This window comes from Parablautia muri (assembly GCF_009917485.1).
GTDB lineage: Bacteria > Bacillota > Clostridia > Lachnospirales > Lachnospiraceae > Suilimivivens > Suilimivivens muri.
The window spans coordinates 19163-35980 of sequence record NZ_QZDT01000014.1; the positions used below are offsets into that span (position 1 = coordinate 19163).

General features: G+C 42.7%; 20 protein-coding genes. 6 read left to right on the forward strand and 14 right to left on the reverse strand.

Annotation, left to right across the window (positions count from 1 at the left end; genetic code table 11):
- Positions 1 to 201: 201 nt before the first annotated feature.
- The 3 genes from D5281_RS09985 (at position 202) to D5281_RS09995 (ending at position 1623) form a co-directional block, all read left to right on the forward strand.
- Positions 202 to 696: a GNAT family N-acetyltransferase gene (locus tag D5281_RS09985; RefSeq protein ID WP_160560017.1), complete on the forward strand. Its 495-nt coding sequence runs from the start codon at positions 202 to 204 to the stop codon at positions 694 to 696.
- A 70-nt stretch (positions 697 to 766) separates the two neighbouring features.
- The gene (locus D5281_RS09990; RefSeq protein ID WP_160560018.1) at positions 767 to 1024 is read left to right on the forward strand and encodes a TfoX/Sxy family DNA transformation protein; all 258 of its coding nucleotides are present in this window, start codon (positions 767 to 769) and stop codon (positions 1022 to 1024) included.
- 56 nt (positions 1025 to 1080) lie between these two features.
- The gene (locus D5281_RS09995) at positions 1081 to 1623 is read left to right on the forward strand and encodes a hypothetical protein (RefSeq protein ID WP_160560019.1); all 543 of its coding nucleotides are present in this window, start codon (positions 1081 to 1083) and stop codon (positions 1621 to 1623) included.
- Positions 1624 to 1639: 16 nt separating this feature from the next.
- Here the strand turns inward: D5281_RS09995 and D5281_RS10000 are convergent, their stop codons facing one another.
- The 6 genes from D5281_RS10000 to D5281_RS10025 form a co-directional block, all read right to left on the reverse strand.
- The gene (locus D5281_RS10000) at positions 1640 to 1867 is read right to left on the reverse strand and encodes a DUF6809 family protein (RefSeq protein ID WP_160560020.1); all 228 of its coding nucleotides are present in this window, start codon (positions 1865 to 1867) and stop codon (positions 1640 to 1642) included.
- Between the two features lie 65 nt (positions 1868 to 1932).
- Positions 1933 to 2340, reverse strand: coding sequence for a type II toxin-antitoxin system HicB family antitoxin (locus D5281_RS10005; protein ID WP_160560021.1), 408 nt, complete (start codon positions 2338 to 2340; stop codon positions 1933 to 1935).
- A 39-nt stretch (positions 2341 to 2379) separates the two neighbouring features.
- Positions 2380 to 2559 (reverse strand): type II toxin-antitoxin system HicA family toxin, encoded by a 180-nt coding sequence (locus D5281_RS10010; RefSeq protein ID WP_129180456.1) that lies wholly within the window; start codon positions 2557 to 2559, stop codon positions 2380 to 2382.
- Positions 2560 to 2570: 11 nt separating this feature from the next.
- Positions 2571 to 2924: a hypothetical protein gene (locus D5281_RS10015; RefSeq protein WP_277935278.1), complete on the reverse strand. Its 354-nt coding sequence runs from the start codon at positions 2922 to 2924 to the stop codon at positions 2571 to 2573.
- A 181-nt stretch (positions 2925 to 3105) separates the two neighbouring features.
- On the reverse strand, positions 3106 to 3696 hold the full coding sequence (locus D5281_RS10020; RefSeq protein ID WP_160560022.1) for an ATP-dependent Clp protease proteolytic subunit: 591 nt from the start codon (positions 3694 to 3696) through the stop codon (positions 3106 to 3108).
- Positions 3693 to 4109, reverse strand: coding sequence for a helix-turn-helix domain-containing protein (locus D5281_RS10025; RefSeq protein ID WP_160560023.1), 417 nt, complete (start codon positions 4107 to 4109; stop codon positions 3693 to 3695). Before D5281_RS10025 ends, D5281_RS10020 begins: the two co-directional genes overlap by 4 nt.
- 226 nt (positions 4110 to 4335) lie before the next feature.
- On the opposite strand from D5281_RS10025, the gene D5281_RS10030 reads away from it, so the two are divergent.
- A complete protein-coding gene (locus D5281_RS10030; RefSeq protein ID WP_160560024.1) occupies positions 4336 to 4815 on the forward strand; it encodes a superoxide dismutase family protein in 480 nt (159 codons plus the stop codon).
- Between the two features lie 55 nt (positions 4816 to 4870).
- Here the strand turns inward: D5281_RS10030 and D5281_RS10035 are convergent, their stop codons facing one another.
- From D5281_RS10035 to D5281_RS10045, 3 genes are all read right to left on the reverse strand, one after another.
- The gene (locus D5281_RS10035) at positions 4871 to 5599 is read right to left on the reverse strand and encodes a MerR family transcriptional regulator (RefSeq protein ID WP_160560025.1); all 729 of its coding nucleotides are present in this window, start codon (positions 5597 to 5599) and stop codon (positions 4871 to 4873) included.
- A gap of 178 nt (positions 5600 to 5777) precedes the next feature.
- Complete coding sequence (locus tag D5281_RS10040; RefSeq protein ID WP_160560026.1) at positions 5778 to 8033, reverse strand: M56 family metallopeptidase; 2256 nt, start codon at positions 8031 to 8033, stop codon at positions 5778 to 5780.
- Positions 8034 to 8170: 137 nt separating this feature from the next.
- Entirely contained in the window at positions 8171 to 8578 is a 408-nt protein-coding gene (locus D5281_RS10045; protein ID WP_160560027.1) for a BlaI/MecI/CopY family transcriptional regulator, read from the reverse strand.
- A gap of 663 nt (positions 8579 to 9241) precedes the next feature.
- Between D5281_RS10045 and D5281_RS10050 the strand changes: the two genes are divergently transcribed.
- Both D5281_RS10050 and melA read left to right on the forward strand, forming a co-directional pair.
- Positions 9242 to 9598: a hypothetical protein gene (locus D5281_RS10050; RefSeq protein WP_160560028.1), complete on the forward strand. Its 357-nt coding sequence runs from the start codon at positions 9242 to 9244 to the stop codon at positions 9596 to 9598.
- 209 nt (positions 9599 to 9807) lie between these two features.
- The gene (melA, locus tag D5281_RS10055) at positions 9808 to 11130 is read left to right on the forward strand and encodes an alpha-glucosidase/alpha-galactosidase (RefSeq protein ID WP_160560029.1); all 1323 of its coding nucleotides are present in this window, start codon (positions 9808 to 9810) and stop codon (positions 11128 to 11130) included.
- A 242-nt stretch (positions 11131 to 11372) separates the two neighbouring features.
- Here melA and D5281_RS27170 read toward each other — a convergent pair whose 3' ends face one another.
- The 5 genes from D5281_RS27170 to hypB form a co-directional block, all read right to left on the reverse strand.
- On the reverse strand, positions 11373 to 11531 hold the full coding sequence (locus D5281_RS27170) for a DUF5605 domain-containing protein (RefSeq protein ID WP_408637268.1): 159 nt from the start codon (positions 11529 to 11531) through the stop codon (positions 11373 to 11375).
- Complete coding sequence (locus D5281_RS10065) at positions 11532 to 12569, reverse strand: DUF5692 family protein (protein WP_160560030.1); 1038 nt, start codon at positions 12567 to 12569, stop codon at positions 11532 to 11534.
- A gap of 97 nt (positions 12570 to 12666) precedes the next feature.
- Complete coding sequence (locus D5281_RS10070; protein ID WP_160560031.1) at positions 12667 to 13011, reverse strand: hydrogenase maturation nickel metallochaperone HypA; 345 nt, start codon at positions 13009 to 13011, stop codon at positions 12667 to 12669.
- Positions 13012 to 13031: 20 nt separating this feature from the next.
- Entirely contained in the window at positions 13032 to 15815 is a 2784-nt protein-coding gene (locus tag D5281_RS10075) for an FAD-dependent oxidoreductase (protein ID WP_160560032.1), read from the reverse strand.
- A 192-nt stretch (positions 15816 to 16007) separates the two neighbouring features.
- Positions 16008 to 16682: a hydrogenase nickel incorporation protein HypB gene (gene hypB, locus D5281_RS10080; protein ID WP_160560033.1), complete on the reverse strand. Its 675-nt coding sequence runs from the start codon at positions 16680 to 16682 to the stop codon at positions 16008 to 16010.
- Positions 16683 to 16818: the final 136 nt, after the last annotated feature.

Below are 16818 nucleotides of genomic sequence, written 5' to 3' on the forward strand. Positions count from 1 at the left end.
TTTGTTTCCCTTATTTTTCCCTTATCAGGGTTCGTAATGCCCTGTGGGAAGATATAATATAAGAGGAACAATAAGGGAAAGCTCATCTGCGATAAACTTAGTGTTTTCAAGAGTTAGCAAGGATTTTGATCATAAACTATAACAGCTAATAATTCCCTTAAAAATCATCAAATCACAATCGTAATTTGCGAGGATATGAAAATGGAGTATAGAAAACTATCCGTGAATGAAGCAGAACAATTTTGGAGTTTGATGAACCAATTGGATTATGAAACAAAGTATATGCTATACGAACCGGGCGAAAGGACAAAGAATCTTCCTAGAATTGAGTCTTTCATACGAGATTCTGTGGAAGGCGGAGACTTTCTTCTCGTTGCCGAAACAGATAATAAGCTTATAGGATACATATCAGCACAAAAAGGCAGATTGAATCGTATCGCTCATTCTGCATATATCGTTGTTGGTATCTTAACGGATTATCGTGGCAAAGGAATTGGAACAGAATTTTTTAAAAGATTGAATGTTTGGGCTGAAGAAAATAAAGTTGTCCGCTTAGAGTTAACTGTAATTTGTGAGAATGAAGCTGCAAAACACCTGTACACAAATAGCGGATTCGAGATAGAGGGCATTAAACGAAAATCGGTTTGTGTAGATGGAAAGTATTTGGATGAATACTATATGGCAAGGGTAAAATAAATTCCCGTTTTTGGAAGTGTAAAACCGGGATTTAGAAAAATAAGCAGAGCAAGGAGAGTTGGAGATAGATATGTCAGATTTAACAACCATGATGAATATTGGTAAAGAAATGGAGAAAAAGCTAATATCTGTTGGCATTGTATCTTCCGAGGAACTAATTGAGGTAGGTGCAAAAGACGCATTTCTTAGGCTAAAGCAGAAATATCCAAATGTTTGTCTCGTACATTTATATACATTAGAGGGTGCAATTCATGATACAGAATATAATAGACTTTCAGAAGATACAAAAAAGGAATTGAAAGAATTTAGCGATTTTCTGAGAAAATAACAGCAATGTAAATTTCAGTTTGACAGACTGAAAAATCGGGATTTGAAGGTGGCGCTATGACGATAGAAGACCAAGCAAATTGTATTTTATATGACTGTGGATTATTAGAGGAATTAAGTAAATACGGAACACCTCATATTATTGGAAGTTACCGCATGGATATGATGGCATGGAATGATTTGGATATTGATATTGAGAACGAGAATATGTCATTAGACAAATTATATCGCTTATCACAATTTGTCATAGATAAATTTCATCCTATATGGTATGAGGCGAAGGAAGAAATCAATTCCGAAAATAAAACGGTTTGGTTTCAAGGATTTGAGGCATTTATAGAAAATGAACTTTGGAATGTAGACTTGTGGTTTTTTGATAAAGACACAATAAAGTCAGCTGAAGAATATTGCGATAAGATTGTAACGCAGGTAAAAGAGTCGCCTGAATCAAAGGAACAAATTATTCGTCTAAAAAAAGAACTTATCGTGCGTAAATTGTACGCCTTTGACCAATATACCAGTATTGATGTATATAATGCAGTTTTAAACCAACATATAGTAGATATAGAGAATTTTCTTACAAATTATGTGAGAGCTTAAATTCCCGTTTGCAGGGCTATCTTTGCCCCAGCTTAAAACCGTCAATAAACATTTCCGAGAACTCATACGGGATTACATCTGGCTGCTCGTCCATGATTTCAATAAACCGTTTGTCAAGGGGCGGGTTCAGCTTGCTCAATAGCTCAATAAAATCATCATAGTAGTTATAGTTCCCTTGGTAGCTTTTCTGGTATTCCTCACTTCCTAGAGCATACTGTTCCGCCGCTTTCTGTAGGTGTCTCAATGTTACATTCCCATCATGTAATGGCACGGTCTACAGAAAGAAGCTGCCCTATAAAAAGCAGCTCCCTATATTTCCTTTGCCTGTGCCATTGAGAATAAGGTTTCTTGTAAAAGTTTAGAGAAATTGATATTATTTTTTTCAGCAAAAGTATTCAGCCATGCAGGAATAGTAAGATTTTTTCTTACAGCTTTTTCACCATATTTTTCTTCATAGGCATCAATGTCTAATAATAACATATTTATCATACACCCATTTTCAGCAGTTATTTCTGAATAGTCGGAGGCATGTGGAATTTTTTCCCCATCTTCAAGTTCTCCTAATATCCAGCCACTGGCTGCGTCAATTCCCATTTCAATAGCCTGTTCTAAGTCTTTTCCCTCTGTTACACAACCGGGTAAGTCTGGAAATTCTACCACATATCCTCCGCTTTGATCTGTAAAAGGCTTAAATACAGCCGGATAAATTAATTTCATTATATTCACCTCCATTTATATAAATTAAGCAAATGAGGCTTAAAGCCCCGCTTGTTTCATAATTGATTTTACTGTATCAGGATTCAAATCCCCTCCATGTTCTGGGATTGTCACTTTTCCAAGCTTAGTCGGGTGTTTGTATTGGTGGTGTGAACCTTTTTGCTTTACTTGATACCATCCATTTTCTAATATCATACTTTCAATTTCTCTAAATCTCATCCAATACCTCCTTATTCATCCATGGCATCTCTCCTTTCCGTTAATTTAATTATATTATAATACGTATTATGCGCATTGTAAACAATTCTATTCCATAAAAAGCATAAAACAACGCCAAATTCCTTGTTGTCACTATTAACCGCATGAACATCTAAGGTGGCAGAATGCCCCTGTAGGTTCTTTAGCGGTTCTTGCGTTCGAACTGATTTAATTTTTATGTTCCTTTTTCCTAAAACAATCTGTAATATCAGTTCCAAACCCTCAAAATTATCTGCAAGGCAGACGGTCATAAAATCATCGTCCATGTATCGGAGTGATTTCAAATGCTCTAAGTCCTCTTGATGTATCTGCTCCGTTGTATCCAAAAATATCACCTTCTTTTACTATTTTTATTTTACATCGGACAATATCTTTTGAAAACTGAATTTTTCGTGAACTTCTTACCTCAATTCGTTACTTCTCTTCTAATTCCCCTCTGTCAGTGGACGTTTGGAATCCAGTCCCATTTTCTTTCTATCTATGGATGTCAATAAATCTTATAGAAAATTAACGCTTATCTATAATTTTATCAATCAAGCCGAAATCCATTGCTTCTATTGCTGTCATATAATTATCACGTTCCGTTGCAATAGCAATCTCATCAATACTTTTACCTGTGTTTTCTGATAAAATGGTATTTAATCGCTTTTTGCTTTTTTGTATGTGGTCAGATGTAATTTTTATATCGGTTGCCTGCCCTTGAATCCCATTTCCATGAATAGCAGGCTGATGTATCATAATTTCTGCATTAGGCAAAGCAAGACGTTTTCCTTTTGTACCTCCTGCCAATAAAAAGGCTCCAAAACTTGCAGCAAGACCTATACATATTGTCGAAACATCGCATTTGACATATTGCATTGTGTCATAAATAGCAAAGCCCGCCGAAACAGAACCGCCCGGACTATTTATATATAACTGAATGTCTTTTCCTGGGTCTTGTGATTCTAAAAACAGCATTTGTGCAATAATCAAACTTGCTGAAATATCACTTACTTCTTCTCCTAAAAAAACAATTCTGTCGGACAATAGTCTTGAATAAATATCATAACTTCGTTCTCCTCGACTTGTCTGTTCAATAACATACGGAATTGTACTCATGCTGCCAATTTACCTCCTGCTAAATAATACATAAATGAATATCCAGTAAACAAATTCATCATGCATATCTTCGATTGTTTCGGATAGAACACACCATTTTTTCGATAAATATTGGGCGTACATTCATAGAGCTGTTTAAAAGCTAATGTGAAAGCTTGCTGTGATTCATAATGTGCTTCGAAAGCAATTTCAACAATGGGCTGCTCTGTTTCCACAAGTTTTTGAGCAGCCAAAGTCAACCTACGCCCCTGTATATATTTATAAACCGTACATTTTGTTTCTTCAGCAAAAATCCTGGCTATATAGAATTTTGAATAATTTAATGCATTTGCTATTTTGCCAAGCGGTAAATCCTCATTAATATGTGTCTCTATATAGTCTACTATTTTTTCTACTACTGCATTATTGTTCATATATGACACCCCTTTCCCTAATTTAATATAGCATAACTTTCTAAAATTATCTTAATAGAAATTGCCCTAATTAGAAGCCAGAAAAGCGACAGAATATAATATCCTGCCGCCATTCTGTTATGGGTTTTGCTCTTTGTTTTCTACTCTGTCGAAATCAACTTTTTTGCATAATATATAGCAATAACAAGGAAAGCAATCAAAGCTGACCAACCAAGGGGGAGCGCTTATGCCCTTTATCAATTCCCTTTATCCTGCTATTCCCGATGCCCAGGCCGTTGTCCACGGAAATGAATCCTATCCCAACTTAAATGGCATTGTCTTTTTCTGCCAGATGCCATATGGTGTTTTTATCAATGCACAGTTTCATGGCCTGCCGCCTATCAATGCCACAAATCCTAACCGTTTTATGGGCTTTCATATTCATGAAAATGGTGACTGCTCTTTAGATCAAAACCAGGAATTTGCTTTCACCGGAAACCACTATAATCCGGACAATATGCCTCATCCAAGTCACCGCGGCGATCTGCCGCCTGTTATCAACTGCGGCGGTTACGCCTGGCAGTCTTTTCTGACAGACGCCTTCCGCGTAGAGGAAATCATCGGCCACAGTATCATCCTGCATGCTTTACCTGATGATTTTATGACACAACCATCAGGTAACAGCGGTGCTAAGATTGGCTGCGGCATTATCAGGGTAAATGCTTAAATCTTAAAGTCATTCCCTTCAAGCGGGGTAACCTTATATTTGCTGCGGCAGATGATTATTTTCCGCAGTAAATCCGGATTGCCCCAGCAACAAATTCTGCGGTTCCCGTCCCGCCCATGCGGTCAATGTTCTCTGTAAATTCTCCGCCTTTGCCATACATCTGTCCAAGCCCGGAGAGAATCTCATTGGAGCATTGATAATAATTCTGTGTAATAAAATCCTGTAATTTTTTTACCTGGTCCTGTACACGGGCAGTTTCCAATCCATTTTCTTTCAGCTCTCCAAATTCCTGAAACAGCTGCGTGAATTTTTCCATGATAAGCCTCTCCTCTTCCTTGCTTCTGTTTTGGGCCTTTTGCTCAAATTCTTTATATTCGGGCGTTTTTCCCCACTGCTCCTTTGCCTGCCTTGCATATTCGTCCATTTTGCTGGTGTCAAATACCGAAAAATCCATTGTCTTTCCTCCTATCAATTGTATTTCACGGGCAAAATCAATCAAGTTTTCCAGATGCTCCTTTTTCATGGTGAGCAAAGCAATCTGTTGCTCTAATGCCTTATCCCTGTCAAAGCCCGGTCTGGATATCATCTCTTTGATTTCTTTGAGAGGAAATTTAAGCTCCCGAAACAGTAATATCTGCTGTAGCATCTCCAAGGCTGTATCGTCATACAGCCGATAGCCGGACTGCGTGTATTGCGTTGGCTTCAGCAGTCCGATTTTGTCATAATATTGCAGGGTGCGTATACTCACTCCTGTCAATTTGCTTACCTCTTTTACTGTCCTCATTACACCTCCTGCATACAATAGGCAAAGCCTATTGTCGTGTATCGCAAGCGTTGCTTACGTTACTGTCACCAATAAAGAGTTTGGAAATTTACTTCCAAACTTCTCCCTTCCTCCTCCCGTGTAAAAAAAGTATAAACTATTACGTAACGTAGGAGTCAATAAAAATTTTGAAGTCTACTCATTGCTTCAATACAAACCTCTCAAATGTCCAATTTGCCCCCAAATTCTCTGAAACATACCGTGCCTTGATACCACCATTTTTACTGTAGTCTTCTTCCCCCACATCTATTACCAGCACTCCCTCCTCAAAAAAGGGGGCATAGGCAATGGAAGCATATTCTTTTTTCCCGCTAAAGGATGCCGTTTTCCAGCTGATTCCTCCATCGTCCGTCCTAAGTACATACGGCTCCTTGGAATCCCTTATTGTGATAAAGCCTATTTCATTGGTGATAAACCGCATATCCATAGTGAGGGAATGGGTCATAAGCTCTCCCCCCACTTTCTCCTCAATCTCCTCCCAGCTTCTTCCACCATCCTTTGTTACATAACAAACGGTACCTTCCTGCCACATCGTCCGCTCGCAGGTAAGCAAAAGATATCCGGTCTTTCCATCCTCAGGAAAAGACACAAACAATCGTCTGACGGAGCCATAATTCTTCGTCACGACACTGTTTCTAAATCCGCCTGCCTCCTCGTCATAATATACCACTTGAACCGGCAGACCTGGATTTTGTCCGAAGTTTCCACACCCTCCATAGGCAAAAATCTGTTTTATTCCATCACACTGGTAACTTCCATCCTGTAATTTGGTAAGAACGCCATCCATTTCATCCCCTCTGGTAAAGAGCTCCTCCAAAGTGACCGGAACGGTCATCCATTCTTCTACCCCTTCTTTTTTTATTTCAAGACTGTCTTCACTTATCCTCACCTCATACCCTGTCTTAGTTTCAAAGGCCGGCTTTCCCACAAAGCAGGGGACATCGCTGTAATCCATTTGGGGATATCTCACACGAAATGCCTCCACCGTCTCGTCCATCCTTCCAATCCCCTGAAGCTCAAATACGCAGTCCCCCACCATTTTCACATGAACCGCTAATGGATAATAGGCATAATAATAGCCATCTGCCTTTTCCAGTCTGGCAAAGAATGGAATATCTTCTTCCGTCTCCGACCAAAATTCCCGAAGAACCATCGCAAAAACAGCCTCCTTTTGATTCCCTGCAAGAAGCCTTTGGTAGGAGGTTTCAAGTTGCTCATATGTCCCATCTGCCAGAAACCTGGCACTGGCAGCAATTTGATCCCTGTCATAATTTAAGTACCGGTACACCAACTGGCTGACACTCTCTCCATAATATCTGGCTCTCTCAAGTCCAACTTGCCATGGTTCTTCCGTTTCAAAGGATAATTGACCGTTTTGATCTGAATTTATCTCATTACCAGCAAGGCTCTGCACCTCTTTGCTATATGCGTCTTCCCCCACCGGAGCTAATGACAGCATTCTCTCTAGCGTTTCATCTGTAAAGCATTCCGGCTTTTCATATCCCGCATAAATATTTTCCGGCGCCTTTTGTACTTGCTGCTGCTTTATCGTTTCCCAGCCTGTTACAGTTATCACTAGTACTGTTTCGATCAACAGCAAAACTGCCGCAATTTTGGCAATCCTATCATAAGGCCTTTTCTCCTCCATAATTGCTACTATCCTTGCCCTCATTTCCCTTCCGCTGGCGCCAAAAAAGGCAGAATGAACATATTCCTTTTCCTGCACTCTTTTTAAACTGTCAATCAAAAACTGTCCATAGTCAGCCCGCTCCTTCTTTCCGCATCCTGCTATGACCGTCTCGTCACAGTCAATTTCAATATCCCGTCTGCCCACGCTGCAAATCAAATACGCCAATGGATTGTACCAGCAGACCGCCTCGCACAAAAAAAGAAACAGCTTATACCAAGTGTCCTTATGCCTAATGTGCACACATTCATGGAGCAGGAGCAAATCACAGGTCTCATCTTCCTTCACCCACTCCGGCAGCAAAAGCACTGGTTTATAGAATCCCAGCACAAAAGGTGTTGCAGCCTTTGCACTTTTGTAAATAACCTTCCGGCTCTCCTTTTCAATTCCTGCCTGCACGCAGGCTTTTTCGTATCTGCTTTTGAGGCCTTCCTCCTGCACAGGATATAATCCACTAATGCATTCCGCCCGAAACCTCCGATAACGAATCAAAAAAATTGCCGCCATCAGCACACTCACAAAGGTCATACCTAAAACCACAAGTGTAAATCCTCTATGATAAAAGACATAGGGCAGATTCAGTCTGACACAGACTCGATACCAAATATAATCTGCCTCATACCTGATTTTGTTCAGCAAAAAAACATGGAGCAGGCATAGCTGTATCATCAAAAGCGCCCAAATAACCTTTTTCCACCTTCCACTCATTTACGCCCTCCTTCTAATTTGCATAAGTCATAACCATTGTAACTAATCCCCCATGCTTCCGACCGCCCTCAAATTTGGGCGCCAAGCACAAATTTGTGGTTGATAAAATCAGTCGTCAGACTGATTTTTCAACCTAATCAGCTCATCTGTCCATCTTTTGTCTTTTCTAAGTGACTGGTCCCTCTTTGTTCATCCAAAAAATTTTGGAGCTTGTCAATCTCCACATCATTTAACCGTTCCCCACTATATAATGCGGCAGCAAAAACAGACAAAGAGTTTCCAAATAGATTTTTCAAAACCTTTTTTCCGGTTTCCTGTAAATAAGGTTCCTTTTCCGCAGCTGCAGTATAGTAATTTATTTTCCCTCTTTTTTCCTTCACAACAAAGCCCCTTTCTTCTAGCCTTGATAAAAGGGTTAAAACTGTACTTGGCATCACGCTCTTGCCGCTGCACATTTTCTCCTCAATCTCACTTCTGGTTATGGGATCTTTGGCATCCCAAATAATCATCATTAATTCCTGCTCCGCTTCCGGTAATTTTTTCATTCTAACCTCCAAGTTTCAATGGTCTATAAAGAATTGATATTCTACAATTGTCTAATATAAATTAGCACAAGTCTATTTTAGTGTCAACAGAAATCTATTATAAGTAGGATATAATTGTAGCAGTTCGGCCGAAGGCTTCCCTGTTACATATAATTTGGTAACAGTGAAGCCAACGTCTGAGCTGTTGTTACGATTCACGACCTGGGAGCCGCTCATAGTAACATTCGGGGCGATATTCCAAGTTTCGCTTCGCAAAAATCGCCCTCGCCCCTCACACCTGAATCACGTTCTCACGCAGTGCGCAGTAAATGCGCATTCCTGACTCGTGAAAAGTAACGAGCTGTTACTATAATCAGGGTAAATGCAAAAGCCGAAATTTAAAGTAAATAAAAACTGTGATATACTTACATCATAGTAATGCAAATGGTATGTTAGAAAGTGTGAAATGGTATGTCAGAAAATGAAATGTTGAAAATTTCAGTTGAAGAATTTTCAAAAATCCAGGATTGAATGGAGATGACTGAAAAAGATTCTGCACGATATAACTCTTTCAGAAAAAGATAGATTGACTCAAAGGTCATTCTGACAGCTTTCAGTATTAATCATACAGAAATTAACAGAATAAAAGCATAGTTATGAATCATCGCCAAGGAGGATTGAAATATGTCATTTACTGAAATCTGCATTTATCAGGTCAAGCCACAAAAAGTGGAGGAATTTGAAGCGCTGATGCTTGAAGCCAAAAGTTTTTTAGAAAAGCAGGAGGGATTGCGCTTACTTCGTTTTATCAAAAGAGGGTATCGCATAGACATGGAGCAGATTAAAGAAGGCCTTCCCCCGCTTAAAATCACCCGCATTGTGAAAAGCGTCAAGTATATGCTTTATTGGGAATTTGATACGAAAGAAAATTACGGTGCGGCACAAAAGGCTCTTTACAACAGCTATTGGAAAGCAATTGAAAGGTGTTTGTTAGTTCCGCATGACAAATATTTAGGAGATCAGATTTTCGAAGCTAATTAAATTTTTTGAATTGAATTAAATTTTCAAAGTATAGAACATTTTATATAACATTTCCACTCTTTTTCCAAACAAAAATCCCTATCAGAGTTTTCGGATATCTTTTATAATGAAAAAACATTGCATCGTTTGATACGAACAATTTTAGTTGGATTTTGTGTGGAAGCGTCACAGACTGTATTATATGAAAACGCTTCGGAATGGAGGAGAAAATGCCAAAAATTACTTTTATGGGAGCTGGAAGCACTGTTTTTGCCAGAAATGTTTTAGGAGACTGTATGTGCACTCCCGCACTCAGGGACAGCGAAATCGCGCTTTATGACATTGATCAAAAGCGTCTTGAGGAATCAGAAATCATCCTGGGTGCCATTAACAAAAACACTAATGAGGGACGGGCTGTCATCAAAACTTATTTGGGTGTGGAAAACCGCAGAGAAGCCCTAAGAGATGCTGACTTTGTGGTGAATGCCATTCAGGTAGGGGGATATGACCCCTGCACCATCACGGACTTTGAGATACCGAAAAAATATGGTCTTCGTCAAACGATTGGGGATACTTTGGGAATCGGCGGTATCATGCGTGCGCTGCGCACCATCCCTGTGCTTCGGGATTTTGCTGAGGATATGAGTGCGGTTTGCCCTGATGCCTGGTTTTTAAATTACACCAATCCTATGTCCATGCTTTCCGGTTACATGCAAAGATACACCAGCGTGAAAACAGTGGGTCTTTGCCACAGTGTCCAGGTCTGCTCTGACCATCTGTTAAAGGATCTGGGTATGGAAAATGTTTTAGAAGGGCGCAGGGAACTCATTGCCGGAATTAATCATATGGCGTGGCTTTTGGAAATTTATGACAAGGACGGTAATGACCTTTATCCGGAAATCAAAAAGCGCGCTTTGGAAAAGAATCGCAACGAAAAGCATAAAGATATGGTGCGTTATGAGTATATTCACCGTTTGGGTTACTACTGTACGGAATCCAGTGAGCACAATGCAGAATACAATCCCTGGTTTATCAAAAGCCGCCGCCCTGACTTAATTGATACATATAACATTCCTTTGGACGAATACCCACGCCGCTGTATCGAGCAGATTGAGGGCTGGGAAAAGGAAAAGAATGATATCCTAAAGGATGGCAAGGTTACGCATGAGCGCTCTAAGGAATATGCTTCCTATATTATGGAAGCTATGGTAACAAACGTTCCTTATAAGATTGGAGGAAATGTGCTGAATGAAGGGCTGATTACCAACCTGCCACAAGATGCCTGTGTTGAGGTTCCTTGCCTCATCGACAATATGGGCGTACATCCCTGCCAGGTCGGCCGTCTGCCTGTGCAGTTAGCTGCTATGAATATGACTAACATAGGCGCCCAGTTGATGACCATTGAAGCTGCCGTGACCAAAAAGAGAGAGGCCATTTATCAGGCTGCTTTGCTGGATCCACACACTGCCGCCGAGCTGTCCGTGGACGAGATTATAGCCATGTGCGATGAATTGATTGATGCCCATGGAGATTATATGAAAGAGTACCGCTAAAAATACTCTTGCAAATATGTAATATAGCGCCATAAAATTATGGGGTCAAATACCTGCCTCATCCAGCGCATTTGATATTTGACTTTAAACCGGAAAAGGTACGTAAGCCATTCAAAAAGCCTACGCACCTTTTCCGATTTTAATTCTGCCCTGGTTTATCTCTCACATTACCTTAGCATGAACCATGTATTATCTTTATGCTATCTTTGGATTCCCTTTGAGCCCTAAAGACTCTCTTTACATTATTTTACGAATCCCAATGCCATATATTGTTTCCCTGGCATTTTAACTTGGTGAAATCCTCTCATTGCCCCAAGGGATGTAACCGTCATGTTCCAGGTATCAATCACTTCCACCTTATAATCGGCATCATCACTTTGCCCTCCATGTTTCCAGGCTATTTACTCCGCTCTGTCCATCGCCAATTTGAAATCCTTCTGGTCCGTAAAGATTTCATTGGTATACGGATTCTTATTCTGCGCCTTAGCACGCTTCATGATTGCCAGGAACACCACCAGATTCACCACAATGGAAATCACAGAGATAATTCCCTGGGCAGCAGGGTTCGCCGTAGCAGGCATATTCTCCCCAAACGCTGCCGCCGCGCCCCCTGGGCCATAAACAGAGGATACGGTTGTAAAACGGCTTGCATCCTGGAACAGCGGAAATACCTGGGCAAACATACACCATAGTGCAAGGGTATTGGCCCGGTTCTGAATCCAGCCGCCTTTGTTCCACAGAGCGTTTGCCACCGTGGGCGCAAGCAAAAGCGCAAATCCGCAATACCAGGAATGGGTAGGCAGATTTAAATAGGTATACTGGAAGTTCCAGATATCATACGCCAGAATAAAACACCATGTCATATCCGGCCAGAGCATATCCTTTTTATCTTTAGAAGAATAAATGCCCCACCACCCTGTCATACAAAAGATATTTAAAAGTCCGGCGATGCCGTTTAAAATATTCCACCAGCCCCCATACAGCCAGACTCCTTCAGAGGACTTCCACCAGCCGCCGGCTATGGAACCTGCACGGATGACGGACTCAAAATCGGATACCACCGCAATCAAAATGTTGATTGCCACAATCACAAAGGGGAACACCTTAAAACCATGGGATTTTCCCAACTTGCCCCAATGATACTTAAGAATCATAAAGCCGATACAGCCGGCAAGCGCCGCATACAGCTTTGCATAATGAAACCAGCTGTTCATATGTACATAGGTCTGATTGTTCAGCGCCCACTCAGCTCCCCTTGCCGCTCCCACATAAATGGAAATAAAATAAACGGTAAGCACGGCAGGAAGTGCAAAAAAGCATGCCATCCCGCCTATCTTTGTGCGGCGGGCAATTTCATTTACCAAAATAAGTCCGCCAAAAACCATCACCCAGCCCAGCAGCTGCCAGCCGGTCCCACCACTGTAAATTTGAAAAATCATACTCTCCCTCATTTCTGCGCGGCTTTATCTATTTATTTTCAGGTTTGAGCCGCCGTGCTGGCGCAAACCGGTCTTCCTACAATTAACTGACCCGCACTTAATACACTTCTATTTCTTTTATATTAAATTCATTCCCCTGCATCAGCCACGTATCGGGGCTTTGGCAGTGGGGACAAATTTTTCCGTACTCCACAGTGGGATAGGTCTGCCCACAGTTTTCACAGTAAGTTATGGCAGGAAGTTTTAAAACCACAAGCTCCGCCTCTTTAAAAAGCTCCCTCTTTTCCGCCGCCCACTTCCAGCAGTTTTGCAGATAGGAATCAATCACCGTGGAGACCTCTCCAAGCTCCAGGATCACCTTATTAATGCCTTGGACCTGGTTTTCTGCGGCCACCTTTTCTACGCTGTCCATAATATGAAAAACAACACCCAACTCGTGCATGAATCTCTCCCTATGATTGTTTATTTTTTAGATGCAAATTTAAGTTTAATAGACTGCTTTATCATATTGGGGAGCACATATTTCAGCTTATCCTCGGATTTCACCATCTCAGAGCAGCCTGGATGTTCTCTGTACAGACTTATGGCGTCAAAAACACATTTCGTGGTACAAACACCGCAGCCGATACATTTGTTTTCATCCACCACAGACGCTCCACACCCAAGGCATCTTGCGGTTTCCGCCTTCACCTGCTCCTCCGATAAGGTATTGGACAAATCCCGGAAGGATGCCGCCATAGCCTCCTGGGCACGCTCCGGTCTTTGCCGGTCAGTGTTATCATAATTTGCAACAAGAATATCCTCCTTGTCAAGCTCCGTAAAGTCCCTTCTGTTTCTGCCGATGGTAAGGGTACAGTGTTCATGCACGAAGCGGTGAAGGGAAATTGCGCCCTCCCGCCCTGCCGCTATGGCATCTATGGCAAATTTAGGCCCGGTGTACACATCGCCGCCCACGAAAATATCCGGCTCGGCGGTCTGGTATGTAAGTTTGTTGGCAATGGCTCCGCCGTTTGGACGAAGCTCCACCTTCGTTTCTTTCAGCAAATCTCCCCACAGGACTATCTGGCCCACACTGAAAATCACCGTTGAACAGGAAACCTGCATGGTTTCGTTTTCATCATAAACCGGTGCAAACCTGTGGTTTTCATCATAAACCCTGGTGCATTTTTTGAATACCACGCCCACTGCCCTGCCATTTTCGGTAAGGATTTCCTTGGGTCCCCAGCCATTGTTGATGGTAATATGCTCCTCACTTGCCTCCAAAATTTCTTCTCTGCTTGCAGGCATTTCATCCCTGCTTTCCAGGCAGAACATGGACACTTTCCCATTTCCACAGCGGGTACTGGTTCTGGCTGCATCTATGGCAACATTGCCCCCGCCAATCACCACCACATCTCCGCCTAGCTCAAAGGCTTCCTTATCCTTTACTTCCTTCAAAAATTCCACTGCCGTGTAGACACCTGCCGCGTCTTCGCCGGGAATGCCGGCCTTTCTGCCTCCCTGACAGCCGATAGCCACATAGAATCCTTTGTAGCCCTGCTCCCGAAGCTCTGGTATGGTCACATCCTTTCCTACCTCCACACCGCATTTTATCTCAACGCCCATAGCCTGTATGACATCAATCTCCTCCTGAATCAAATCCTGCTCTAATTTATAGGAAGGAACTCCATAGGCTAACATACCGCCCGGGCGTGCATTCTTTTCAAAAATAGTAGGCTTATAGCCTTTATCCGCCAGATAATAAGCACAGGAAAGACCTGCCGGCCCGGCGCCGATAATCGCTATCTTCTCATCAAAACCGCCTCTTAAGGAAGGCACCGTAGGCTTGGGAATATACCTTGTCTTTGCCTTCAAATCCTGCTCCGCCACAAACCGCTTTACCGCGTCAATGGCAACTGCTTCATCTATTGTTGCCCTGGTGCAGGCATCCTCACAGCGGCGGTTACAGATTCGACCGCAGATTGCCGGCAAGGGATTATCTTTTTTAATCAGCGCAAGGGCCTCCTGATAACGTCCTTCCTTTGCCAGCTGCAAATATCCCTGAATCGCTATATGGGCGGGACAGGCCGTCTTGCAGGGCGCGGTTCCTGTGTCATAACAGTTGATCCGGTTCACGTCCCTGTAATTGTGGGTCCACATGTGTTCTCCCCACTTTTGCTCCGTTGGCAGCGGCATCTTGGGATACGTCACCTCATTGCCGTCTTTTTTACAAAGCTTTTGTCCAAGCTTTACGGCCCCTGCCGGGCAGAACTCCACACACTTGCCGCAGGCAACGCATTTGGATTTATCCACCCTTGCCACATAAGCGGAACGTGACATATTGGGCGTATTAAAAAGCTGGGAGGTGCGCAGCGCATAGCACACATTCACGTTGCAGTTGCAGATGGCAAAAATTTTGTTGGCACCGTCAATATTGGTGATCTGATGCACAAAGCCGTTGTCCTCCGCCTGTCTGAAAATATCCAGCGCTTCTTCTCTGCTTATGTAACGGCCGTCCTTCTGGGTCTCCACCACATAGTCCGCCATATCCCCCACCGCAATGCACCAGCCTTCCGGGTCATCCCCGCAGCCTTCGTCATGGGTAAGCCTTGATCGGCGGCAGGAACAGGGACTTGCCGCATACTTGCCCTCATATTTGGAAAGCCAATACGAAATGTGCTCTAAATCAATGGACTCGCTTTCCATTTCAATTGCTTTTTCCACCGGAATAACATGCATGCCAATGCCGTTTCCGCCCTCCCCCACAAAAGGGGTCACGTGTTCAAGAGGCAGCCTTGACATATGCTCGAAAAACAGACTCACCTCCGGGTGTTCGGCAACCACCTGACTGTTCATATTAAAAAATTCCCCGCATCCGGGTACAAACATGGGCAGCACATATTGTTTTTCATGCTTTGGATTTTCCCAGTTGTATTCCAAAATACCCTTGACGGACATCTGCATCAGCTTAGGCTCTAATTCTTCTTTCGAAATTCCCGTAAGCTTCACCATCTCCTCTAAGGTCTTTGGCTTTCGCACTCCCATCTTTAAGGCAATCTCCGCCTCCTCGTCCGTCAGCACTCCCGCAAGCCCCCAGTATTCCGGGTCGTCCCGGGTAATCTTCTTGATGCCCAGCTTCTGGGGGATCCTGTCCGTTATCATTTTCCCCAGCTTTAAAATGCTTTCCCTTGCAGGCTGACTGTTGTCCGCCTGATGCTCCGGATAGACATAATCCGGATACAATTCTTTGTCTAATTTTTTCTCCATACTATACCTCCTGCATACGGCAAGATATGCCTGCCATACTGCATTAATAAATTACTTGGAAGTTTACTTCCAGACCAATCCCCTCCGTGTGTCATGTGCTTTGCCTCTTTCCACATAATATACTGCAAACCTGTTTGCCATACCTCGTTTATTATCTCCCAAAACAGCAGACAAAGCCTTGTCATATCAATCTTATGTTTCCTTCACCCAAATTTCCCTCTGCTTAAGAAGCCAGTCTGCCCATTTATCTATCCCCTCGCCGTTTTTCGCGCAGATAGGAATTACTTTTGCCTCGGGATTTCTCTTATGGATATACTCTGTACACTTTTCCATATCAAAATCAAAGTAAGGCAGCACATCAATTTTGTTGATCAATACCACATCACAAACCGAAAACATCAGCGGATACTTAAGAGGTTTATCATCCCCCTCCGGCACAGACAAAATCATTGCATTTTTGGCCGCTCCCGTATCAAACTCCGCAGGACATACCAGATTCCCCACATTTTCAAGAATCGCAAGCTCCACATCCCCGGTTTCCAGCCCTTCTAATCCCTGTCTGGTCATAGCCGCATCCAGATGGCACATTCCGCCCGTATGCAGCTGAATCACCTTTGCCCCCGACCGGGCTATGGTTCTTGCATCCACATCCGAATCTATATCCGCCTCCATCACGCCGATTTTGACCTTTCCGCCGATGGCCTCAATGGTCCGCATTAAAGTGGTGGTCTTGCCTGAACCGGGAGATGACATAATGTTTAAAAGGAACACTCCCTTTTCCTTAAGTTCCCTGCGCAGCCCTTGGGCCTGCCTGTCGTTGTCCGCAAAGACACTCTGCTTAATTTCCAAAATTCTTACATCCGCCATATAGCACCTCGTTCGTTTGATTCCTGCAAGCAATCAACAGCGCAGCGCCTGATTGGATTGCCCTGAGATTTTTGGCCCATATTATGTTTCTTGGTCAAATGCTCTTTTTTGTCGAAATATTTATTATATTTTATCA